Annotated in this window: 19 protein-coding genes; 11 read left to right on the forward strand and 8 right to left on the reverse strand. The window is 67.0% G+C overall.

Annotated features, from left to right (window positions below; all coding sequences use genetic code 11):
* Positions 1 to 16: 16 nt before the first annotated feature.
* A complete protein-coding gene (locus HCT51_RS16730) occupies positions 17 to 895 on the reverse strand; it encodes a LysR family transcriptional regulator (RefSeq protein WP_166874716.1) in 879 nt (292 codons plus the stop codon).
* A gap of 184 nt (positions 896 to 1079) precedes the next feature.
* On the opposite strand from HCT51_RS16730, the gene HCT51_RS16735 reads away from it, so the two are divergent.
* The 6 genes from HCT51_RS16735 (at position 1080) to HCT51_RS16760 (ending at position 8330) form a co-directional block, all read left to right on the forward strand.
* Positions 1080 to 2093, forward strand: coding sequence for a tripartite tricarboxylate transporter substrate binding protein (locus HCT51_RS16735; protein WP_166874713.1), 1014 nt, complete (start codon positions 1080 to 1082; stop codon positions 2091 to 2093).
* Positions 2090 to 2695 carry a tripartite tricarboxylate transporter TctB family protein gene (locus tag HCT51_RS16740; RefSeq protein ID WP_224760556.1) on the forward strand — a complete coding sequence of 202 codons (606 nt, stop codon included), beginning with the start codon at positions 2090 to 2092 and terminating at the stop codon, positions 2693 to 2695. Before HCT51_RS16735 ends, HCT51_RS16740 begins: the two co-directional genes overlap by 4 nt.
* A 10-nt stretch (positions 2696 to 2705) precedes the next feature.
* Positions 2706 to 4289: a tripartite tricarboxylate transporter permease gene (locus HCT51_RS16745; RefSeq protein ID WP_166874711.1), complete on the forward strand. Its 1584-nt coding sequence runs from the start codon at positions 2706 to 2708 to the stop codon at positions 4287 to 4289.
* A 102-nt stretch (positions 4290 to 4391) separates the two neighbouring features.
* Positions 4392 to 5336, forward strand: coding sequence for a 5-dehydro-4-deoxyglucarate dehydratase (kdgD, locus tag HCT51_RS16750; RefSeq protein ID WP_166874708.1), 945 nt, complete (start codon positions 4392 to 4394; stop codon positions 5334 to 5336).
* A gap of 22 nt (positions 5337 to 5358) precedes the next feature.
* A complete protein-coding gene (locus HCT51_RS16755; RefSeq protein WP_166874705.1) occupies positions 5359 to 6963 on the forward strand; it encodes an aldehyde dehydrogenase (NADP(+)) in 1605 nt (534 codons plus the stop codon).
* Between the two features lie 32 nt (positions 6964 to 6995).
* Entirely contained in the window at positions 6996 to 8330 is a 1335-nt protein-coding gene (locus tag HCT51_RS16760) for an enolase C-terminal domain-like protein (RefSeq protein WP_166874702.1), read from the forward strand.
* 62 nt (positions 8331 to 8392) lie between these two features.
* Here the strand turns inward: HCT51_RS16760 and HCT51_RS16765 are convergent, their stop codons facing one another.
* Together HCT51_RS16765 and HCT51_RS16770 are read right to left on the reverse strand one after the other, a co-directional pair.
* Positions 8393 to 11536 carry a lamin tail domain-containing protein gene (locus HCT51_RS16765; RefSeq protein WP_166874699.1) on the reverse strand — a complete coding sequence of 1048 codons (3144 nt, stop codon included), beginning with the start codon at positions 11534 to 11536 and terminating at the stop codon, positions 8393 to 8395.
* A 108-nt stretch (positions 11537 to 11644) separates the two neighbouring features.
* A complete protein-coding gene (locus tag HCT51_RS16770) occupies positions 11645 to 12895 on the reverse strand; it encodes an NAD(P)/FAD-dependent oxidoreductase (protein WP_166874696.1) in 1251 nt (416 codons plus the stop codon).
* Between the two features lie 196 nt (positions 12896 to 13091).
* On the opposite strand from HCT51_RS16770, the gene HCT51_RS16775 reads away from it, so the two are divergent.
* Entirely contained in the window at positions 13092 to 13325 is a 234-nt protein-coding gene (locus HCT51_RS16775) for a hypothetical protein (protein WP_166874692.1), read from the forward strand.
* Positions 13326 to 13423: 98 nt separating this feature from the next.
* Here HCT51_RS16775 and HCT51_RS16780 read toward each other — a convergent pair whose 3' ends face one another.
* From HCT51_RS16780 to HCT51_RS16800, 5 genes are all read right to left on the reverse strand, one after another.
* Entirely contained in the window at positions 13424 to 13948 is a 525-nt protein-coding gene (locus tag HCT51_RS16780) for a sortase (RefSeq protein WP_166874688.1), read from the reverse strand.
* 65 nt (positions 13949 to 14013) lie between these two features.
* Positions 14014 to 15846 (reverse strand): DUF4012 domain-containing protein, encoded by a 1833-nt coding sequence (locus HCT51_RS16785; protein ID WP_166874685.1) that lies wholly within the window; start codon positions 15844 to 15846, stop codon positions 14014 to 14016.
* Complete coding sequence (locus tag HCT51_RS16790; protein ID WP_166874682.1) at positions 15837 to 16829, reverse strand: hypothetical protein; 993 nt, start codon at positions 16827 to 16829, stop codon at positions 15837 to 15839. The genes HCT51_RS16785 and HCT51_RS16790 overlap by 10 nt, the downstream gene beginning before the upstream one ends.
* The gene (locus HCT51_RS16795) at positions 16829 to 17461 is read right to left on the reverse strand and encodes an arsenate reductase/protein-tyrosine-phosphatase family protein (protein WP_166874679.1); all 633 of its coding nucleotides are present in this window, start codon (positions 17459 to 17461) and stop codon (positions 16829 to 16831) included. Before HCT51_RS16795 ends, HCT51_RS16790 begins: the two co-directional genes overlap by 1 nt.
* Positions 17458 to 18897: a tyrosine-protein kinase domain-containing protein gene (locus tag HCT51_RS16800; protein ID WP_166874676.1), complete on the reverse strand. Its 1440-nt coding sequence runs from the start codon at positions 18895 to 18897 to the stop codon at positions 17458 to 17460. Before HCT51_RS16800 ends, HCT51_RS16795 begins: the two co-directional genes overlap by 4 nt.
* An 88-nt stretch (positions 18898 to 18985) precedes the next feature.
* Between HCT51_RS16800 and HCT51_RS16805 the strand changes: the two genes are divergently transcribed.
* From HCT51_RS16805 to HCT51_RS16820, 4 genes are all read left to right on the forward strand, one after another.
* A complete protein-coding gene (locus tag HCT51_RS16805; protein ID WP_166874672.1) occupies positions 18986 to 19639 on the forward strand; it encodes a CPBP family intramembrane glutamic endopeptidase in 654 nt (217 codons plus the stop codon).
* 79 nt (positions 19640 to 19718) lie between these two features.
* Positions 19719 to 20903 carry an IS30 family transposase gene (locus tag HCT51_RS16810; protein WP_224760494.1) on the forward strand — a complete coding sequence of 395 codons (1185 nt, stop codon included), beginning with the start codon at positions 19719 to 19721 and terminating at the stop codon, positions 20901 to 20903.
* Positions 20904 to 21065: 162 nt separating this feature from the next.
* Positions 21066 to 21212, forward strand: coding sequence for a hypothetical protein (locus tag HCT51_RS16815; RefSeq protein WP_166880214.1), 147 nt, complete (start codon positions 21066 to 21068; stop codon positions 21210 to 21212).
* Positions 21213 to 21426: 214 nt separating this feature from the next.
* On the forward strand, positions 21427 to 22821 hold the full coding sequence (locus HCT51_RS16820; protein WP_224760557.1) for a sugar transferase: 1395 nt from the start codon (positions 21427 to 21429) through the stop codon (positions 22819 to 22821).
* The last annotated feature ends 218 nt before the right edge of the window (positions 22822 to 23039 follow it).

Raw genomic sequence — 23039 nt, forward strand, 5'->3', positions numbered from 1 at the left:
ATGTCGCGGACGGATGTCACCGCCCGAGAACCTCGAGCAGGCTGCCGAGCGCGGGGTTCGTCGAGTCCCGCCGCCAGACGAGGTGGGACGCGATCGGGAAGTTGCCCAGGTCCGCGATGTCGATTAGGCGCACTCCGGAGGGAGCCCAGCCCCGGGTGGAGTCGGGAACGAGGGCGGCTCCGATACCGGCCTCGACCAGTCCCATCATGGTGTGCACCTGGGCGATGCGCTGGACATAGGTCGGCTTGACCCCGTGCACGCTGAAGATCCAGGTGAGGTGGTCGTAGAAGTACCGTGACTCTTCCGGGTTGTACATGATGAAGTTCAGCTGATCCAGATCGGACATGGAGATCCCTCGCGCTCCGGGCAGCGGTGAATCGGCCGGCACGGCAAGCACCAGCCGCTCACGCGGTAGCTCGCGATACGACAGTTCAGGGTCTCCGAGTGACGGACGGCCAAGCCCCAAATCGATCGCTCCGATGGCTAGCCCGTCCAACTGGGCCGCGGTGACCATCTCGTGGAGCACCAGTTCAACGTCGGGAAGGCGCTCTGCCGCACTGCGGAGGATGGCGGACAGGTGCGCGTGACCGACGACCGAGGTGAAGCCGATGTGCACACTGCCTGAGACCCCGGAGGCCGCCCGCCGTGCGCTGTCCGACGCGGTCTGGGCCAGCGCCAGGATTCGCTGCGCTTCGACCAGGAAGGCGCGGCCCGCGGCCGTCAACCGCACAGAACGGGTGCTGCGATCGAAAAGCTGGGCTTCGAGCTGACGCTCGAGCGACTGGATCTGGCGGCTGAGTGGAGGCTGGGTCATATTCAGGCGTTCGGCAGCACGCCCGAAATGGAGTTCCTGGGCGACCGCAACAAATGCCTGCAGCTGATCGAAGGTGAACATTGTGAGGCTCTCCTAAGTGGGTCACGCCGAGTTCGATGCTCTGAGGGTATCGTTTGATGCCGCATCGGAGTTAGACGGGCATCAATGCCGCACCCTAGGCTGCCAGAACAGCACGGGACGGCGTCGCCCACAGGGACGACCACCCACCCTTACACTCGGCTGCAATTCAAAGGAGAATTCCACAGTGAAAGCTACGACTCGACGCCGGGGCGCACTCGCCGGCACCGGCCTCGCCCTCAGCCTGGCTCTCGCCCTCACCGGGTGTGGAAATGTCACAACGGCCAGCGAACCCGCCGAAGGCGACTCGTACCCCACCGGTCCGGTCACCCTGACGGTCGGCCAGTCGGCCGGGGGCAGCTCAGACCTCATTGCCCGCGCCGTGGCGGAGCACGCCTCCGACGCTCTCGGCGTGGCCGTCCCGGTCGTCAACAAGCCGGGCGCTAACGGCGCCCTGGCAACGCTGGAAGTCGCCTCCGCCAAGCCGGACGGCCAGACGCTCATCCTGCTCAACGCGTCGCTGTTCGCGATCACGCCGCTTGCCGTGCCCGAGTCCGAAGCGGTCTCGCTGGATGACGTCGAGGTGGTCGCCGGAATTTCGCAGGATGACTACGTGCTGCTGGCCAACGTGGACTCCGGCTACCAGAGCATCGACGACCTGAAGAACGCCGGCAAGGCATTCAACTTCGGCACCACCGGCGTCGGAACCGGCAGCCAGCTCGCCCAGTCGCTGGTGTTCAAGGCTGCGGGCATCGAGGGCACCGACATTCCGTTCGACGGCGGATCGCCTGCCCTCGTGGCGCTGCTCGGCAACCAGGTCGACCTGACCGTGGTGCAGCTCGGTGAAGCCATGCCGCAGATCGAGGCCGGCAAGGTCACCCCGATCGTCGTCTTCTCGGCCGAGCGCAACCAGTATCTCAAGGATGTACCCACCGCGACCGAGGAAGGCTACGACGTCATCGTCTCGCAGTTCCGCGCGATCGGCGCCCCGAAGGGCACCCCGGAGCCCATTCTGAAGAAGCTCCGCGAGGCGTTCGCGGAGGGCTTCGCCACGGACTCGTACCAGGACTTCAACAAGCAGGGGCTGTTCACCCCGGCTGAGCTCGACGCCGACAAGGTCGTCAGCAGCTGGACCGCCGCGGCCAAGAACTACAAGTCACTCACCGAGGAGTACGACATCTCGATGGGTGGCGGCAATTGACCTCACCTCACGGTGAGGGAACCGGTGCCGGGGGCAGCGATCTCGCCGCCCCCGGCCCTCGGGTCAACGCTGGGACACCGAATACCGTGACGCCGGATGTCGCGACGCCGGATGCCGCGGGCATCGAGCAACTCGTGGCCGAGTGGGAGGCGGACAAGCCGCCCGCTGCGGGCCCCGCTGCCAACGTCGCCGCCGCCGTTGTGGTCGGCGCGATCGGGATCGCCGGCATCGTCGGCTCGCTCGCTATGGGGCTCGGCACCCCATCCGACCCGCACGCCGGCATGTGGCCGTTCATCGTGTGCGTCATCCTGGTTCTGCTCGCTGTCGCCCTCGCCGTGTTCGGACGCGGCGTCACCGACGCCGAGAAGTTCTCCCACCAGAGTTGGGCCGTCCTCGGCGGACTGGTCAGCCTGATCGCCCTGGTGATGTTCATCCCGGTGGTGGGGTTCGAGATCCCCTCGCTGCTGCTCACGTTCATCTGGCTGCGGTTCCTCGGCAAGGAATCCTGGAAGATGTCAACGATCCTGAGCGTGGTCATCGTCGCCGCCTTCTACGGCATATTCGTTCTGCTGCTCGGCGTTTCACTGCCGCACCTGTTCTAGGGAATTGACCATGGACTTCCTCGGTCCGATCATCAACGGTTTCGGCGTGGTGCTGCAGCCCGAAAACCTGCTCTACTGCCTCATCGGCGTCATCATCGGCATGCTGATCGGCGTGCTGCCCGGCCTCGGCCCGGCAGCGACGATCGCGATCCTGCTGCCGCTCACCTACGGGGTCGAGCCGGTCACCGCCATCATCATGCTGGCCGGCATCTTCTACGGCGCGCAGTACGGCGGCACGGTCACCTCTGTGCTGCTCCGGCTACCCGGTGAAGCGTCATCCGTCGTCACGGTCTTCGACGGCCACGCCCTGGCCAAACAGGGAAAGGCGGGCACCGCGCTCGGCATCGCCGCAATCGGCTCGTTCATCGGCGGGACAGTATCGATCCTCGCCCTGACCGTGCTCGCCCCGATCGTGGCGGGATTCGCCCTGGACTTCGGCCCACCCGAATACACCGCCCTGGCCCTCCTCGGCATTCTGCTGGTGGCCACCGTCAGCAACGGCGACAAACTGAAGGCCCTCATCGCCGCCACTGTCGGCCTGCTGCTGGCCACGGTCGGGCGCGACATGTTCACCGGCGCCTCGCGGTTCACCTTCGACAACCTGTCCCTGGCCGACGGCCTCGACTTCGTGCCGATCGCGATGGGAATCTTCGGACTCGGCGAGATCCTGTACAACCTGGAACAGCGACACAAAGCGGTCACCGCTCCCGTCAAGGTGGCCAATGTCTGGCCGTCGCGCAAGGACCTCAAGCAGTCCTCCGGCGCCATCGGCCGCGGTTCGGTCATCGGCTTCGTGCTCGGCATCCTCCCCGGCGGCGGCGCCGTGCTGTCCTCCCTGGTCGCGTACGCCGTCGAGAAGCGACGGGCCAAGCAGCCCGAGCGCTTCGGGCGTGGCGCGGTGGAAGGTGTGGCCGCTCCCGAGTCGGCCAACAACGCCGCGGCGACCTCCTCGTTCATCCCCCTGCTGACCCTGGGCATCCCCGCCAACGCCACCATGGCGATCATGTTCGGCGCGCTGCTGATCCAGGGTGTGACGCCCGGTCCACAGCTGGTTGACCAACACCCCGATCTGTTCTGGGGCGTCATCAACTCGATGTACATCGGCAACATTCTGCTGCTCATCATGAGCATCCCGCTGGTCGGCATCTTCGTGAAGATCCTCCGCATCCGGCCCGGCATCCTGGCCCCGATCACGGTGCTGATCACCCTGCTCGGCGTGTACACGATCAACAACAGCATGTTCGACATGGCGCTGGTGATCTTCTTCGGCGCCGTCGGGTACCTGATGAAGAAGTTCGGGTTCGAGGCGGGCCCGCTGGTGCTGGCCTACGTGCTCGGCTCGCTGCTCGAAGGCTCCCTCCGGCAGTCGCTGCGCATCTTCGGCGGCGATGTCACCGAATTCTTTACCCGACCGATTTCCGGAGTGCTGCTGGCGGCCTTCGTGTTGATCGCGATCCTGCCCGCACTCAAGAAGCTGTGGAAGCGACGCCGCCGAAACCTTTCCAAGCGGACGGATGCCGGCGACGAGACTGTCACCGCTGGCGACGACGCAGCCCCCGCCGAGCCCACAGAGCCGGCAAACATCCCTCGCTAAACACGATGCTCTGACTGCATCAGTCGATGCCCTTTTAGTGTTGGACGGGCATAGATGCCCGATCCTAAACTCGACGAAACCACCTCAAAGGAGAAGCCCACAATGGCGAAGTTTTCAGCCCAGGAGCTGCCCGCAGCACTCGGCAATGGCCTACTGTCGTTCCCGGTGACCCACTTCACCGCAGACCTGTCGTTCGACGAGAAGGCGTTCCGTGCCCACGTCGAATACCTCGACAGCTTCCCCGTCGCCGGCCTCTTCGCCGCCGGCGGCACCGGGGAGTTCTTCTCCCTGCAGAACAGTGAGGTGCTGCAGGTGCTGCGCGCCACGGTCGAGTCGACCGCAGCCGAGACGCCGGTACTCGCGCCGGCCGGTCGCAACATCAAGGACGCCATCGAGCTCATCCGCGGTGCCGAGCAGGCAGGCGCCGACGGCGTCCTGCTGCTTCCCCCGTACCTCACCGAGGCCAGCCAGGAGGGCCTCTACGAGTATGTGAAGGCCGTCGCGCAGTCCACTGATCTCGGCATCATCATCTACAGCCGCGCCAACGCGGTGTACCGGGCCGAGACCGTGGCGCGCCTCGCGGCCGAGCTGCCCAACCTGATCGGCTACAAGGACGGCGTCGGCGACATCGAGCTGATGACCCGCGTCTTCACGAAGCTGGGCGATCGACTGCTGTACATCGGTGGTCTCCCCACCGCCGAGACCTTCGCCCTGCCGTACCTCGAGCTCGGAGTGTCGACCTACTCCTCGGCCATGTTCAACTTCGTCCCGCAGTTCGCGCTCGACTTCTACGCGGCCGTCCGGGCCCGCGACCATGACACCGTCTACCGGGGCCTGCGCGACTTCGTGCTCCCCTACATCGCCATCCGCGACAACCAGCCCGGCTATGGCGTATCCATCGTCAAGGCCGGCCTCGAATCCGCCGGCCGGAGCGGCGGCCCGGTCCGCCCGCCACTGACCAACCTCACCGTCGGCGAGCAGGCTGAGCTCGATGCCTTGGTCAGCACCGTGTCCGCCGGCATGTCGTCAGCCCGGGTAGCGTCGTAGCGTGCCAACGAAGGAGCAACCAATGACGGATGCCACGACAGCGACAGTTCCCCTCACAGGGGCCTCGCTCCTCGGCAGCTCGGACGTGCAGGGCAGCGGTGCCGTGATCCACGGCGTCGACCCCCGCACCGGCGAAACCCTGCAGCCCGGTTACCCGCTGATCGGCGCGGCCGAGGTTGACAGTGCCGCGTCGCTCGCCGCCGAAGCGTTCCGCAGCTACCGGCAGACCACGCCGGAGCAGCGCGCCCGGTTCCTCGAGTCGATCGCCGACAACATCGCCGCCCTCGGCGACGTGCTCACCGATCGGGTGATCGCCGAAACCGGCATCGTCCGCGGCCGCGTCGTGGGCGAGACCGCCCGCACCGTCAACCAGCTGCGCCTGTTCGCGGCCGTGCTGCGCGAAGGTAACTGGCACGAGGCGCGCATCGACCCGGCGCAGCCGGATCGGCAGCCGCTACCGCGAGTGGACATCCGCCTGCGCAAGGTCCCGCTGGGGCCGGTCGCCGTGTTCGGCGCCAGCAACTTTCCGCTGGCCTTCTCCGTCGCCGGAGGCGACACCGCGTCGGCGCTGGCATCCGGTTCTCCGGTCATCGTCAAGGCGCACAGTTCGCACCCGGGAACCTCCGAGCTCGTCGGCCGCGCCATCCGTGCCGCGGTCGCCGAGCACGGGCTGCACGAGGGAGTCTTCTCGTTGCTGTTCGGCAGCGGCTCCAGCGCCGGCATCGCGCTGGTACGCGATCCCCGCGTCAAGGCGGTCGGGTTCACCGGCTCACGCACCGCCGGACTCGCGCTGGTCGAGGCCGCCGCGAACCGCCCGGAGCCCATCCCGGTGTACGCCGAGATGAGCAGCATCAATCCGGTCTTCATCCTGCCCGGCGCGTTGGCTGCCGGCGCGGGCGCCCTCGGCGCCGGCTGGGTCGGCTCGGTGACCACCGGCGTCGGGCAGCTCTGCACCAGCCCTGGCCTGGTCTTCGTACCCGAGGGTGACGCGGCATCCGAGTTCATCGCGGCCGCGGCGACCGCCATCTCGGGCGTCGAGAACTCGCCCATGCTCTCCACTGGCATCGCCGCGGCCTTCAACGCCGGGGCCGATGCGGTCAAGCGCCACCCGGGCGTGGCACTCGTGGCTGAGGCAGCCGACCGCGGCGACATCGCGGCCTGCAGCATCCCGCAGCTCTACGTCACCGACGCCGCCACGTTCCTCGCCGACGACCGCCTGCAGGCCGAAATGTTCGGCCCGGGCAGCATCGTGATCACGGTGCGCGACAGCGCCCAGATGGTCGAGATCCTGGAGCGGCTCGAAGGCCAGCTGACCGTCACGATCCACTCCGACGGCGCCGAACCGGGAGCGGCAGAACTGCTCGAGACGGCCGAGCTGAAGGCCGGCCGAGTGCTGTTCAACGGCTGGCCCACCGGGGTCGAGGTCGGGCACGCCATGGTGCACGGAGGCCCGTTCCCCGCGACATCCAACGGTGCCACGACATCCGTCGGCACCCTGGCCATCGACCGCTTCCTGCGGCCGGTCAGCTACCAGAACGCGCCGGCGGCGCTGCTTCCCGCTGAGTTGCAGGACGAGAACCCCCTGGGCATCTGGCGCAAACACGACGGCCGGCTCCGCCACGCATGACCAGCGCACGAATGAACAGAGAAGGACGATCGATGAGCACACGCACGCCCACCATCAGCGCGGTCGAGGTTATCCCGGTCGCCGGACGCGACAGCATGCTGCTGAACCTGAGCGGCGCCCATGGCCCGTACTTCACCCGCAACATCGTTCGTCTCACCGACACCTCGGGCAACACCGGAGTCGGCGAGGTGCCCGGCGGTGAAGCCATCCGACAGACCCTCGAAGACTCCCGCCCCCTGGTCGAGGGAACGTCGCTGGGCAACTACCTCGACACCCTACGACAGGTGCGCAGCCAATTCTCCAGCCGGGACGCGGCCGGCCGTGGCCAGCAGACCTTCGACCTGCGCACCACCATCCACGTGGTGACCGCGCTCGAAGCCGCGCTGCTCGACCTGCTCGGCAAGCACCTTGAGGTGCCCGTGGCGGCGCTGCTCGGCGAGGGCCAGCAGCGCACGAGCGTCGACACGCTCGGCTACCTCTTCTTTGTCGGCGACAAGAACAAGACCGACCTCGCCTACATCTCCGACGATGACGACACGGATGCCTGGGGGCGGGTGCGCCGCGAAGAAGCTCTCACTCCCGAGTCCGTTGTGCGACAGGCCGAGGCAGCGTACGAGCGGTACGGTTTCCGCGACTTCAAGCTCAAGGGCGGCGTGCTGCCCGCCTGGGAAGAGGTCGAGGCCATCAAGGCGCTGGCCGAGCGTTTCCCCGAAGCGCGAGTGACCCTCGACCCCAACGGGGCCTGGCTACTGGAGGAGGCGATCGAGGTGGGACGTGCCCTCAGCGGCGTGCTCGCCTACGCCGAAGACCCCGTCGGTTCAGAGGGCGGCTACTCCGGCCGGGAGGTCATGGCCGAGTTCAAGCGCGCGACCGGCCTGCCCACGGCGACGAACATGATCGCGACCGACTGGCGGGAAATGGGCCACACCATCCGCTCAAACGCCGTCGACATCCCGCTGGCCGACCCGCACTTCTGGACCATGCAGGGTTCGGTGCGCGTGGCGCAGATGTGCGAAGCCTGGGGTCTGCGCTGGGGGTCGCACTCCAACAACCACTTCGACATCTCGCTGGCGATGTTCACCCACGTGGCCGCGGCCGCTCCCGGCAACATCACCGCGATCGACACGCACTGGATCTGGCAGGACGGCCAGCGCCTCACCACCGACCCGCTGCAGATCGTGGACGGCCAGATCGCGGTTCCGACCGTTCCGGGCCTCGGTGTGACGATCGACGACGAAGAACTGGCCGCAGCGCACGAGCTGTACCTGCGCGAGGGCCTCGGCGCCCGCGACGATGCCGTGGCGATGCAGTACCTGGTGTCTGACTGGGAGTTCGACCGCAAGCGGCCGTGCCTGGACCGGGTGTAACGCGAGCCACTCCGAACGCGACACCGCGCCGCCCGGCATAGCCGGACGGCGCGGTGTCGCGTTTACCCGTCAGTGGCAGCCCGCCGCCGCAGCATCATGAGCAGCCCACCCGCGAGCAGCATGCCGCTGGCTCCGACGAGGAAGCCGAGCGGCTCACCACCGGTGCGCGGCAGCACGGCTGGCGACGCCGCCGCCGCAACGGTGACCGGAGCCCACGCGATGACCTGACCGTTGGCATCCACCACTGCGAGGTGGTGTTCTCCGGCGGAGACACTAGTGGGGATGCGGACCGAGACCTGCCCTGCCGCGTTCACGATCTCCTGACCCAGGTGGGTCGGCGTCGAGAAGAGCCAGAGGTCTACGCGCTGACCGGCGAGTTCCTTACCGACGGTGATGGTGACCGTGCCTCCAATGTGCAGCAGGTCGGGGACCGAGATAGCGCCTCGCGTGGCTGAGGTCAGCTCGTTCGGGTTGGGTGCTGCGGGTGCGGCGGGCGTTCCCGGCAGGCCGGGTGCAGGCAGGCCCGGGATGGTCGGGTCAGTCGGGTCAGCCGGATCGGTCGGGACAGTTGGGTTCGTCGGGTCCGTCGGGTCGGTCGGATTCGTCGACTCGACACAGTCGATGGTGCCTACCCGCAGCGCGTGCCCGTCCGTGTTGTTGTCATCCGCGTACACAACCTGCTTCGAACCAGCCACACAGCTCGCCTGCGGAGCAATCGCGAATCCCTCGTTGTTGAGGTTCGGCATGTTCGCGGGCCGCTCGTACACGGTAATCGACTCGAACAGACCGGACGCGGCGACCTCGAACACCGAGGTGCGGCCGTCGCAGGTGTCGTCGCAGACAACCCACAGCTGGTCGCGCTCGGCGTCGAAGGTGACTTCCATCACTCCGGGGAAGCCGCTGGCGAACTCGGTCACCCTCTGGTAGCTGCCGTCATCCATCAGGGCGTAGCCGTAGACCATGCCATTTGCCTCGACGCCCACGAAGAACAGGCCTCCGCCGTGAGCCGGGTAGGCGGCCGGGTCGTATGCGACGCCGGTCGCCTGGTCCACAAGACCAGCGGCAACCACGTCGGCATCCGGAATCCAGGCGATGCCCTCGAGCCCAGCGTTCGAGCCGAGCGCGGGCAGGTCGGCGACGAGGTTCCACTCGGTCACCGCAGACAACGAGGTTGCAGACGCGCCCAGCTCGTAACGCAGCACCGACGGGCGGCTGCCGCTCCCGTCGTTGTCGCGCTCGGAAGCGACGTACACGCCGCCGGCCGCGCCTGCGGCCGTGACCGTCACACCCTCAGCGTCAACGTCACCGGTGCCGTCTGCGTAGTGCAGAACCTTGCCCGTTAACCAGTTGCCACCGAACTCAGCCCCGGAGTCGGGAACCCACTGGCCGCCGTCCTGAACGAGGCGGAACAGCGTGCCCACCCCGTTGCGCACGGCCCACAGCACGTCAGAGCCGGCGGAGCCGCTCGAGGCAGGCTCGAACACGAGACCGCTCATGTTGCCGTCGAAGGTGTCGAGCAGGTCGGCGGTCGCGACATCCGCTGATCCCGGCCAAGCCGACGTGATCACATCACCGACGCAGGCGTTGACGGCGCCGGGGGTGGGCTCGCGGGTGTCCGCGAACGCTCCGGTGCCGTCGGCGCAGCGACCGTAGGTGGTGGTGGAGTGCGCGGCCCAGGCGTAGGAGTCGACGAGGCTGCCGTCGGGTGCGAACAGTCGCGCCGAGTCACCCTTGCCCAGCCCGAAGCTGAAGGCAGCCTCGGTGATCAGCAGGTGTCCTCCCGCGGCGATCGTCGTGCCAGCGGGAAGAACGTAGGCGTGGGTGTCGTCGGAATCCTTGAACACGTAGCCCGCGACATCCGCAGCGCCGGCACCGTTGTTGACCAGCTCGACCCAGTCGTCGGCGTCGCCGCTTGACTCGACCTCGTTGATGCGCACCGGCAGACCGCAGTCGTTCGGGGCGCCCTTGGTGCTGGATGTCGTGGTGACGAAGTCGCCGGTGATGTCGGCGCAGCGGCCGAAGGTCGTGGCGGCGTGGTCGGCCCACTCGGCGGAGGCGATCAGGGTGACCCCGTCGGAGAGGTAGAGGCGCGCCATGTCGGCTTTGCCGAGGCCGAAGCCGAGCGTCGCTTCTTCGACCACGAAGTAACCGCCGGCGGCGATCACCGAACCGTCCGGCAGCGTAGCGCCACGGGTGTCGTCGTTGTCGCGCACGATCCAACCGCTGAGGTCGACCGCGGCGGCGGTGGGGTTGACCAGCTCGATCCAGTCGCCGGGGGTGCCGCCGTTGGACTCCACCTCGTTGATGATGATGTCGGCGCCGGTCGGTGCGGCGCATTCGTTGACCGCGTCGCGGGTGACCGCGCTGGTCTCGGTGAAGCCGTCGATGCCGGGGCAGCGGCCGTAGCTGGTGGTGGCGTGTGTGGCCCAGCTGTGCTGGTCGATGATCGTCACACCGTCGGTGTCGAACAGGCGGACCGAGTCCTCGCCGCCGAGCCCGAACGCCGGCTCGGTGAGGATACTGAACAAGCCGCCGGCGGCGATCGATGTGCCGGCGGGGATCACAAGGGAACTCGCGTCCTTGTTGTCGCGCAGCACGAGGTTCGAGGCATCCACGGGCAGGAACGACGTGTTGACCAGCTCGACCCAGTCGCCAGCCGCATCGCCGTTGGACTCCACCTCGTTGATCAGCAGAGCAGCGGATGCCGGAATCTCGCAGTCATTCGCCAGACCCTTGGTTTCGACCGCGGTCAGCCCGAACGTGCCGGTGCCGTCGTCGCAGCGGCCGTAGCTGGTGACCGCGTGGCCGGTCCAGGCGAAGGAGTCGACGAGGGTGACGCCGTCGGCCAGGAAGACGCGGGCGGTGTCCTCCTTGCCGAGACCGAAGTCGATCACCGGCTCCTCGATCACGTAGTAGCCGTCGGGGGCAAGAACCGTGTCGGCCGGGATGGTGCTCGTGCGCTCGTCCTTGTCGTCCTTCACGGCCCAGCCCGAGATGTCGACCGGAGCTGCGCCGGTGTTGACCAGCTCGATCCAGTCGGGATCGCCGTCGGACTCGACCTCATTGATCGAGACGGTCGGCAGGACGGGGGTTGTCGGTGGCTCGGCGGCGAGCGCCGGCACGGCGGCCAGCAGCGGGATGGTTGTGGCGAGAGCGGCGAGCGTGGCAAGCGCTCCCCGACAATGGAGACGGGAAGTGAGGGTCACGTGGGGCCTTTCGGGCATCCGGAACTCCGGACAGTCGAGCTGAACTCAGCACGATGCCAGCGGAAGATGACCCTCGAATGAACGGGACCCCAACTGCAGAAGTTACCCCTACCCGGCCTTCGCCTGCGCCGGCGCCACGTGCGACCGGGTGTGCGACAGGTAGTTCTCGAACCAGGAGAACAGCGCACGGATCCGCTGCCGGTTGCCGGACAGCAGCACCACGTGCACGGCCAGCCAGGCGATGAACGCGAACGGTCCCTGCAGTTGGGTGTGCTTCTTGCCGAGCTCGGCGACGGCGGCGCCCCGGCCGACCATCGCCATGTAGCCCTTGTCCACGTACTTGAACGGCTCCCGGGCGCCGCCGGTGAGATCGGCATAGATGTTGCGGGCCGCCCACTTGCCCGACTGCTGCGCCACCGAGCCGAGCTGCGGCAGCTTGGCCCCGGTGCGGTCGGTGGTGTTGGCCGCGTCGCCGAGCACGTAGATGCCGTCGAAGCCGGGCGCGGTCAGGTCGGGGTTAGTGTCGATCCGGCCACCGCGCCCCTGCGGCAGGCCCGATTCGTCGATGATCGGCCCGGCCTTCAGCCCGCCGGCCCAGATCACCAGCTGGCTCGGCAGCACCGTGCCATCGGCAAGGGTGACCCCGTCATCCCGAACCTCGGTCACACCCAACCCTAGCTTCAGTTTCGCGCCCATCTTGGCCAGCCGGCTGCGCGCGTACTTCTGCGACTTCTCCGAGAAGGTGTTCAGCACCGTGGGCACCATGTCGACCAGGTGCACGCTGCACTTCGACGCGGACGAGTGCGAGAAGTACTCCGGCACCACGTACTTGAACATCTCGGCGAGGGCCCCCGCGGTCTCCACCCCCGTGGGTCCGCCCCCGACCACGACCACGTTCACCCCGCCGTTGTTCGGGCGGCTATCGGTCTCGTCCAGCAGTTCGACCAGCCGGGTGCCGAGCCGGGTGGCGTCATTCGCCGAGTACAGCGGGAACGTTTTCTCTTCGGCGCCCGGCGTGTTGAAGAAGTTCGGCACCGCCCCGGTGGCCAGCACCAGGATCCGGCCCCGGTAGGTGTTGCCATCCGCGGTGGTCACGGTACGAGCAGTGGCGTCAACGGATGTCGCGATCGCTGTGATCACCCGCACCCTCTTATTCCGGCGAAAGATGCCGCGCAGAGGTCGCGTGACATCCGTGATGCCGATCTGCGCCGTGGAGACCTGATACAGCAGGGGCTGGAACTGGTGGTAATTGTTCTGGTCGATCAGCAGCACCGCCACTCCTTTGTGGCCTAATTCCTTGGCCGCCGCGACCCCAGCAAATCCCCCGCCGACAATGACAACTTCATATGTCTGCTCCATCTTTGGCACCATACTCCGGGCGGTTGCGGCTCGGAAGGTGTAGGTCCGCTCCCCGTTACGGAGAATTCACGCGAGCGCACCCACCGGTGAAGTATGCTCAGCCCGTAACCCCGAACGTGATTCACTTCTGCTACCCGCATCCCACCCGCATCACTCGCGAATCACGCACTCCACCCGAAACCCCACGGAGATTGACGTGTCAAACGTTCCCGACCTTGTTTTCGCCCGCTTTGGCAGCGCCCGTGCCAAGCCACGACTCACCCGCGTGTACCGAGCGGATGTCGGATGGACGCCGTCACACTCCCACCCCGTGTTGACCTCGAGCCTGCTGGCCAACCTGGCCGAGGGCGGCTACACCATGGTCGAGGGCAAGTGGCGCTGGAAGCTGCGCGAGATCTCGCTGACACACGGGCGACTCGAGCGCCGATAGCGCCCGCCGTCTTCGTCCGCACAACGAAGAACCCCCGCACCTTCCGGTGCGGGGGTTCTTTCGAGCGTGTCGGTTGTTGACCGAAAGGCTTCGGCTACTTACGCAGTCTGGTTGCGGCGACGCAGCGTGAGCACTGCGACGAGCACGACACCGAGCGCGACGGCGCCAGCTGCGATCCAGATCACGGCGAAGGGGATCTCTCCACCGGTGCGCGGCAGCGCAGTGGCGCTGCCGTCAGCGGCGACCGCGGTGATGGCGGCGGTTGCCACGTTGCCCGAGGTGCCACCGGTTGCGGTGAGGGTGTAGGTGCCGCTGGCGTTGGCCGGCAGGGTGACCTTCACCGAGGTCGAGCCGTCAGCTGCGGCGGCCTTGGTCAGAGAAACGGTGGCGGCGCGGAGGATGGCCAGCGTGGCGCTTCCCTCACCGGTGACCGAGAAGGTCACGGGCTCTGCAGGAGTGAACGAGCCAGCCGCGATGCCAACGTTGGTGGCAGCTCCGGCAACGACGGTGTTGTCGGCGACGACGACGTCTGCGGCCGGAACGTACGCAGCGCTAGCAGCGGTCGGCACAGCAAGGACGGCAAGCAGCGCAAGCGCAGCGGTAGCGAGTGTTTTCTTCATCATCTGGTGGTTCCCCCGAAAGTATTTCTCAGCCGACACGGCCGATTAGTAAAAGATACTCACTCAGCCTAGGGCACTTCACAGGTGATTGCCAGCTCTTGTGTGAGGTTTCGGTTAACAAACGGCGTCGCGTCGATCCAGATGTCGCCGTCGAACTCGGCCGCTCCAAGGAACATCGCGCGCAGCGTCACGCTCTCACCAGGAACCAGCTCCACCTCTTTGAGGGTCACCGGGTGACCGTCGTCGGTAGTGGGGTGCGCCTCAGCGGTTACCCCGTTCACGAACAGTCCCAGGTTCTGGGAATCGGTGGGCCCGTACACCGCCACCAGCGACTTGATGTGGCCCGGCGTCACCCCGAACCAGCCCCCACCCGTCACGTACTCCGGCAGCGAGGTGGCGGCATCCGCTGGTGCCGTATTCGTCAGCGTCACATCGATCGCATAGTGTGGCCGGCCGTCCTGGCGGCAGGTGACCTGCCCGGCGCCCAGCTGCACGTCGAGGTGCATGCCCATCTTCGAGCCAGTGGCGTCATTGAGGTAGACGCCGAACCACTCGGAGGTGGCGTCGGAAGCACCGGCGTCGCCGGATACCGGCAGCTCACCCGCGAGCGTCGTGCCCTCGAGCACTGCCTGCTCCTCGGGCGCCGAGCTCCAGACCAGCAGCCGCCGCTCCTGCCCCGCCTGCGCCAGCGCCGAGATCAGCTTCACCGGGTCGCCCTGCCCCGACGCCACCGTGTCGAACACTGCGGCAGCGGCGGCGGCGAAGAACAAGTCCTGCATCGCCGGGTCTTCGTAGCGCGCGTACACGTCGCTGAGCAGCAGTTGCACAGCGTTGTCGCTGGTGAGCACGTCGCCGGTGGCCAGGGTGATCGGTCCGGTGGCGCGCAGCAGGTAGCTGAGCGCGACCGGGTCCACCGAGATCACCCCGTCGACGGTGGTGCCGTACTGCAGCCGCCACATCTCCTGTGCGAGAGCGCCGGACATCGCGAAGTGCGGGGTGAGCGTCACGTTCTGGATGTACTCCCCGACGATCGAGCCGTAAAGCCCCTCGGTCTCGATCGGCAGCGGCAGCACCGGCTCGTCGAAGTGCGGGAAGTCGCTCGACGAGGCCTGCTCGGTCAGCTCGATCGCGCCGCCCTCGGTGTGCAGCATCGCGAGCGCGCCCGGGATGCCGCCGCCGGAGCGCGGCTCTGCCGGGTTCTGGAACAGCATCAGGTAGTTGCGCGGCCCGTCGGCTCCGAGCGCCGCCGGCAGCAGGGTAACCGCGCGGTTGATCGCGTCGGTCACGGACTCCGCCTCGCCGACCACGCCCTCGAGTTCCACGACCGCGGCGGACACCACGTCGACCGTGCCGTCTGTGTCGATGCTGCGGGTGCGCTGCAGCGCCGCCTTCACCGCGACATCCGCCTGCGACACGGCCGGTTGCGCGTCGAGCAGCGGCTGCAGCGCGATGGCGCCGTCCACCGGTTTGAACTGGTCGACGCCGATCGAGCCGGCCATCGAAACGAGCGGGTCGATGGCATCGGTGGCGAGCTGGTCGACGATGCCCGCGACTTCGCGCACGGCGGTGAGGTTGCCGCCCACCCAGGGCAGCAACTCGGCGGCGCGCCAGACTGGGTCGCCGGTGAGCGAGACGGCGGATGCCGCGTGCCCGGAAAGTTTCTCGGAGGTGTGCCCGGCGGTGACGGGATCCCCGCCGATAATCTGCTCCGGGATCGACGAGGCCAGCGGCACGGCGGCCTCCAGCTCATCCTTGGCAAGCAGGCCGCGCACTCCAACCCAAGCCACGGCGGCGATGAGCAGCACCGCGAGACCCGCGACGCTGAACCACACGATCCGCCGACCAGAACGGCGCGGCACCCGGTGCCGCGAGCCACCGGAATGTTGCTGCGCTAGAGCCATGTCGCCCCGCCATCGCTGGAGCGGCCGAAGCTGTCACCCGCCCAGACCCAGAGCGTGCCGTCGCCGACGGCCAGCGCAACGGCGCCGGCCAGGGTCGCCGGGTCCGCCCCGAGAAGCAAGCAGCCGCTCACCGAGGCCTCGCCGGTAGCGGTCAAGCTGTGCAATTGCACGCCGGCGCAGTCTTCCTCGCCCACGGCGGCGGCGAGGTAGCCATCGGCCGACGCGGTCACACTCACGGCGCTGCCGACGGATGCCGCGACGGTCCAGGTCTCTCCGCCGTCGGCGGTGAGGTGCACGGCGTTGTCGCCGCAAAGAAGTGCGGCGTTGTCGCCGTCGCGCGGCGCTACCTGCACGGCGGCGTCGCACGGCGCGGTGCGGTCGGCGCCGGGCGTGTGCAGGTAGCTGGGGTCGGCGGGGTTCAGGAACCAGGCGCCCTGCAGCTGCTCGGGGTAGCTGCCGTAGTTGTCTCCGGCCACGAAGGTGCGCACGTACTGGGGAGTGCAGTCGTCGTCCGACAGCCCGATGAACGAGGCCACCTGCGCGCTGCTGACGATGCCGCGCTGCACCGCGGTGACGCCGGTGGGTCTGCTGGCATTGGTGCTCTCCCAGCTGCCGCCGCCGTCGCGGGTGAGCTCCGGCGATGCGACCGCGTCGGGGCAGGCGCCGCTGGTGACACGCCAGGCAACGTCCTCGTTCAGGGCGGCGAGCACCCGGGTGGGGGTGATTGCGGCAACGGAGTCGGCGTCGGCGTCGGCGTCTGCAGCGGGCTCGGCGCTGGGCGTCGGCGACGTCGAAGGTTTCGCGGCCGGGTCCGCCGAGTCGGCTGGCCCTTGCGGCCGCACGGCTGCGGCGGACTCGGTGGCGGGCTGGTTCGCCGACAGAGCAAACCCCACCAACGCGACATCCGCTATCAAAAACGCAACCAAACCGCCGATCGCCCACAGCCGCATGCTGCCGACTTCCCGAGGTCGCCGCCGAGCCATTACGCGACCGTTACCGTGGCAGCGAGTCGCAGCGTGCGCAGCACCACACCGACGGCGGGAACCAGCTGGTCGGCCGAGCGCTGGTACACCTCGTCGCTCTGCCGGTATGGGTCGATGACGTCGTCGTCTTCCGGATGCCGCGCACCCTCGACCATGCCGCGACGGGAGGCCACCACGCGCACCAGTTCGGCGAAGCGGCCCGCCACGTCGTCGAGCGGCAGGGCCGCGACATCCGTCAGGTCGGCAACGGTGAGTCCCTCGGCGAGCCGGGCGAACTCGCGCACCGTGAAGGTGACGCGGCTGGCGCGCGGCAGCAGTTCGACGGTGCCGCGGCGGTGTTCGCGCGCCATGGCGAACACCAGGTTGGCGTTTCGCACGAGTCCTTCATCGAGCTGGCGGGCGCGGTGCTCGGCGCCGCCGATTCCGCCGAGTGCGGTGGACAGCGCGAGCGCAGGTTCCGGCATTGGCCGATCGATCAGCGCGGCGAGGCCGGCGCTGGCGACGGCGACCTGGGGCCATTCCTGCAGGCCGGCGCGCAGCAGCTGCTCGGCGAGCGGCGACCGGCAGACATTTCCGGTGCAGACGGTGAGGATCGAGAACTGGGCCGGTTCGGGCGAACCGACGCCGGTCACAGCTTGACCCCGGCTCTCCGCACCCTGGCCTTCGCCACCTTGCGTGTCGTGGTAGTGGCATCGACGGAGTCGTCGAGGTAGCCGTATCCGTAGCCGTAGTTGCCGTAGCCGTAGGCGTCGGGGCCCTTGGTGGGCAGCATGGTGAGCACAAGTCCGGAGACGCCGGCGCCCACGGTCTCGAGCGCGGCCAGCGCACCGGTCAGCTGGTTCTTGTGGGTGCGGCCGGCGGCGACCACGACGATCGCGCCGCCGACGAGCTTGGCCAGGATGGCGGCATCCGTCACCGGCAGCAGCGGCGGGGCGTCGAAGATCACGACGTCGTACTGCGCGTCGAGGGTGCTGATAAGGCGGGCCATGGTGGCCGAGCCGAGCAGTTCGCTGGGGTTCGGCGGGATCTTGCCGGCGGGCAGCACCGACAGGCGGCTGCGGCCCCAAGGCTGCACCACGTCGGCGAGCTCGGCGCGTCCGATGAGCACGTCAGTGATACCGACCGCGCCCTCGAGCCCCATGTAGGCGTCGACCTTGGGGCGGCGCAGGTCGGCGTCGACCAGCAGCACCTTGGTGCCGGAGTCGGCGAGCGCGATGGCCAGGTTGGCCGCGGTGGTGCTCTTGCCCTCGCTCTGCACCGACGAGGTGATCACGAAGCTGTGGCCGCCGCGGCCCACATCGAGGAACTGCAGGTTGGTGCGCAACGTGCGGAACGATTCGGAGCGCGGGCTGCGCGGGTCGTCGTGCACGATGAGCGGCCGGTCTTTGGCCTTCGGGTCGTAGACGATGCCGCCGATGATGGCGGTGTCAGTGATCGCCTCGACGTCGCGCTCGTTGCGGATGCGGGTGTCGAGCACCTCGCGCAGCACGGCAAGTCCCACGCCGAGCGCGAGGCCGACGAGCAGTCCGAGAGCAATGTTCAGCGGCACGTTGGGGCTCACCGGCAGCGCCGGCACGGTGGCCTGCTGCACCAGGGTGAGCTTCACCGGCGAGACCGCGTCGTCCTCGAGCGGCTTTTCAATCTGGTCAACCACGTTGGTAAGGCTCTGCGAAGTCGCGTTGGCGATGTCGGCGGCCAGCACGGGGTCGGAGTTGGTGACGGCGATCTCGATGATCGACGTATTAAGAGGAGCTGACGCGGTAATGGCCTCGCCGAGCTGGCCTTCCGAGATCTCGAGGCCGAGTTCGGCGATCACGGGCAGCAGCACGATCGGGGTAGCCACCAGGTCGGAGTAGGTATTGACCCGCTGCACGGTGAACGAGTTGCCCTGCGCGAGGTCGGATACGCTGCCGCCCGGCTGCGTGGAGACGAACACCTTGGAGGTGGCGCTGTATTTGGGGGTCTGGATCAGCGAGACCGTGGCAGCGGCGCCGACGCCCACCAGGGTCAGCAGCACGATCAGGATCCAGCTCTTGCGCAGAATCCGTATGTAATCGCGCAACTCCACCCGAGGCGCCCCTTTCCCCTAATGCCGATAGACACTCACCACCGGCCCAGAACATGTTGTCATACATAACGAGCGATAACCTGTCGCCATGAGCCGACAGCGCGCCCGATGGGGGCTACCGGATGCCGCGGCCGGCCTGCTCCTCGCCGCCGCGTTGCTCCTCCTGATGCCGACCCTGCCGTTGGTCGAGCCGTGGGCGACGCCGCTGTCATACGCAGCCGTCTGGCTGCCCCTGCTGGGAGCGGTGCTCCTCGCCGTGCATGCGAGAGGAAGCGGCTCGCTAGCCCTTGACCTCGGTCTGCGCATCACGGCCCTCGACGTTTTGATCGGCCTGGTGGTCGGTCTAGGTCTGCGCACCGCAGCTTTCGTAATTGACTGGATCGCGTACGGCAAGGTAACGACGGGCGCGCCAACCCTTGGCCCGGTCGTCTACGACGGCTGGTGGCTGTTCGCAGTTCTAATCGCCCCGATTCTGATCGCCCCCGTCGTCGAGGAACTCTTCTTCCGAGGCCTGCTGCAGCGCTCCCTAAACCGCCTCGCGACGCCGGTGGCAGTCACTGTGAGCGCGGTGTGCTTCGCGCTGCTGCACAGCGTCACGGGCTACTCCATCCCGGCGGCACTAACCACGTTCCTGGTGGGCCTCGCATTGGGAGCCTTAGCAGCAGGCACCAACCGTCTGGGCGCAGCCATAGTCGCGCACGCAACTTTCAACGCAGCCGGAGTCTTCCTAACACTCGCGTGACCCGGTTTCGCTGGTTGAGGAGCGAGCGCCCTTGAGCTCAAGCGGTCAGTGCATCACCTCGAACTTGTGAGGTGTTGTGATGGCTCGTCCCGGCTACCCGTTTCAGGTGCGGAGCTTGTTCTGGAAAGGGGTGCGGTCCGGGCTGTCGGTGACCAATGCGGCGCTCGGCGTCGGCGTGTCCCGGCCGACCGGATACCGCTGGTTCCGGGAGGCTGGCGGGGTGATCCCCGAATCGGCGCGGACAGCGCCAGTGCCCCGTGCCCGGCTGACGTTCCAGGAGCGGGAGGAGATCGCGGTCCGGAACGCCGCTGGGCAGAGCGGCCGGGAGATCGCGGCCGTGTTGGGCCGTGACCCGTCGACGATCTCCCGGGAACTGGCCCGGAACCGGACCGGTCAGGGCTACCGGGCCACCGTTGCCCAGTCGCTGACCGACCGGCGTGGCCGGCGGCCGAAGCCGCGGAAGCTGACCCGGTTACCCTTGCGTCGGAAGGTTCGGGCGTTGCTGCGCAAGCGTTACAGCCCGGAACAGATCGCCGGCCGGTTGCGGCTGGAGTTCCCCGATGACCCGGAGATGCACGTGTCCCACGAGACGATCTACCAAACCATCTACGTCCAGGGCCGCGGCGCCCTGCGCGCCGAGCTGGCGTTGGCGTTGCGCACCGGTCGGGCGTTGCGCAAACCGCACGACTCCGGCAGCCGCGGCGGGCCGATCAAGGACATGGTGATGATCAGCGAACGCCCCGCCGAGGTGGAAGACCGCGCCGTCCCGGGGCACTGGGAGGGCGATTTGATCATCGGCTCGACCGCCTCGAACAGCGCGATCGGCACCCTGGTGGAACGCAGCACCGGGTTCGTGATGCTGCTGCACCTGCCCGGCGATCACACCGCCCGCACCGTCGCCGACGCGATGATCCCCGCCATGCAGTCCCTGCCCGAACAGCTGCGCCGGTCGCTGACCTGGGACCAGGGCTCGGAGATGGCCCGGCACCAGGAGATCAGCCTGGCCACCAGCATGGACATCTACTTCTGCGACCCGCACTCACCCTGGCAGCGCGGCTCGAACGAGAACACCAACGGGCTGCTGCGCCAATACTTCCCGAAGAGCACCGACCTCTCCGTCCACGGCCCCGGCATCCTCGAGAACGTCGCCGCCGAACTCAACGCCCGACCCCGCAAACGCCACGGCTGGCACACCCCCGCCGAAGTCCTCGACAGGCTACTCTCGAACCCATCGAAACCAACCGGTGATGCACTGACCGCGTGAATCCGCCGCCAGCGAGCGTCTCGAAACCCCTCACCAACTTTCTCGGTACACTTACTTACATATCCTCAGCTCTTACCGATAGTGGCTGAAAGCAAGCGTTACCCGGGCGCAAGCACACCAAACGGACTGGAAAGCCCCTTGATGATGACCCCGGAGGAAACAGTGCCCACGATCGACCCTTGGACCGTCGCCGCAATTGCGATCATGATCGGAAGCCTCGTACTGACCGTGGGCCTACTCGTCGGCTCAGCCGTCTACAAACGGGTCTTCGCCGACCGCATCCCGTACGAGCGCCGCCGACACAGCTAATCCCAAACGCGTGCCCCGGAAAACCCGGGCACCTCACAGGTGAGAATCGTTTCCTTTCACGGCGTAGCATGTAACTCGGGGACGTTGAGTCCCTGTCATATTTGCAGGACGTTACCCCGAGGTCCCCGTGAGTCACCCATCTTCAGCGACGGCAGAGCAAGCAGAATCCACTGCGCAATCACGTGACTGGCGGGATGTCTACGCTAGCCGTCTGTTGCTCACCGACTTGCTGGCGGTCATCTGGGTGGTCTTCGGCGTGCAGCTGCTGTGGTTCGGTTTTGAGACCGCCGACGCGGCCTTCACCGGCGACCGCACGCACCTAGCGATCAACTACACCGCCATTTCTCTTGGCCTTGTCGTCGCGTGGATGCTCGCGCTTCAGGCGTTCGGCACACGGGGTTTTCGCATCATCGGCACGGGTTCCACCGAGTACGCGCTAATCGCACGAGCGAGCATGCAGCTGTTCGGCTTGGTTGCAATCATCGCGTTCCTCATCAAGCTCGACCTTGCTCGCGGCTACATCCTGCTTGCATTCCCCATCGGCATTGTTGTGCTGTGCTTCACCCGCTGGCTGTGGCGCCAATGGCTTATCGTCCAGCGCTCCAAAGGTCGGTACAGCACGAAAGTACTTCTCGTCGGATCGGAACTCACGGCAACACATATCGCTCGCGAGTTGACGCGATTCCCGGCGGCAGGTTATCGAGTTGTGGGCGCCTGTGTCCCGTCGGGTTCGCGGCACCTCGCCGGAACGAATGTGCCAGTGCTCGGCCCTATCTCCTCAGCGATGGAGTCGCTCGAAACCAGCGGCGCAGACACTGTCGCGATCACGAGTTCGGAAGAACTCACGCCGCGCGGGATCAAAGAACTTAGCTGGCAGTTAGAACCAGGCCGACAGCATCTGGTCGTCGCGCCTGGACTCACGGACATCGGTGGACCACGGATCCACACCCGACCAGTCGCGGGCCTTCCCCTCATCCATGTCGAGATTCCGCGCTACGAGGGACGCAAACAATTTACCAAGCGCGCGTTTGACTTGGCCGGGTCAAGTCTCCTGATTGTTCTTCTCTCGCCAGTTCTGGCGGCCATCGCCGTCGGAGTTCGGCTCAGCTCACCGGGACCGGTCCTGTTTCGCCAACCCCGCATTGGCCTGAACGGAAGCGTCTTCAATTTGCTGAAATTCCGGTCGATGGTAGCGAATGCTGAGGAACGACTTGGCGAGTTGCAAGGCTTGGACCGCGCCGAAGGCAATCGTGTGCTGTTCAAAATGAAGGACGACCCGCGCGTCACGCCGCTCGGTCGAATCTTGCGGCGCTTCAGTCTTGATGAACTCCCGCAGCTGCTCAACGTGTTCGCGGGAAGCATGTCGCTTGTTGGCCCGCGTCCACCGTTGGAGCGCGAAGTCCAGCTATACGAGGACAGCATGCATCGCCGATTCTTGGTCAAACCGGGGATAACCGGGCTGTGGCAAGTAAACGGACGTTCTAACTTGTCGTGGGAGGATTCTGTGCGCCTCGATTTGTACTACGTAGAGAATTGGTCCATCACTGGAGACCTGGTCATCCTTTGGCGCACAGTGAAAGCCGTTCTCGATCCAGATGGCGCCTACTAACGGCATATATGCAAGCTCCATCGAATCTCGCTGTGCAGATTGCGGTGTTTCTTCGGAAGAGGTGTGTCGACGCATAAATAAACCGCCCGACTAGCAAACGAAGCGGAGAAAGCATTCTGCGGGGTGGAGCGCTCAGCCCTCGATGCCACTGCGAATGTGTTGGCTATCTAGTCCTGGCCATGCCAATGCACAGATCGAGGTCGTTCCCACCTGCAGCG

The sequence above is a fragment of the Salinibacterium sp. ZJ450 genome, from assembly GCF_011751885.2.
In the GTDB taxonomy this organism is placed as follows: Bacteria; Actinomycetota; Actinomycetes; order Actinomycetales; family Microbacteriaceae; genus Ruicaihuangia.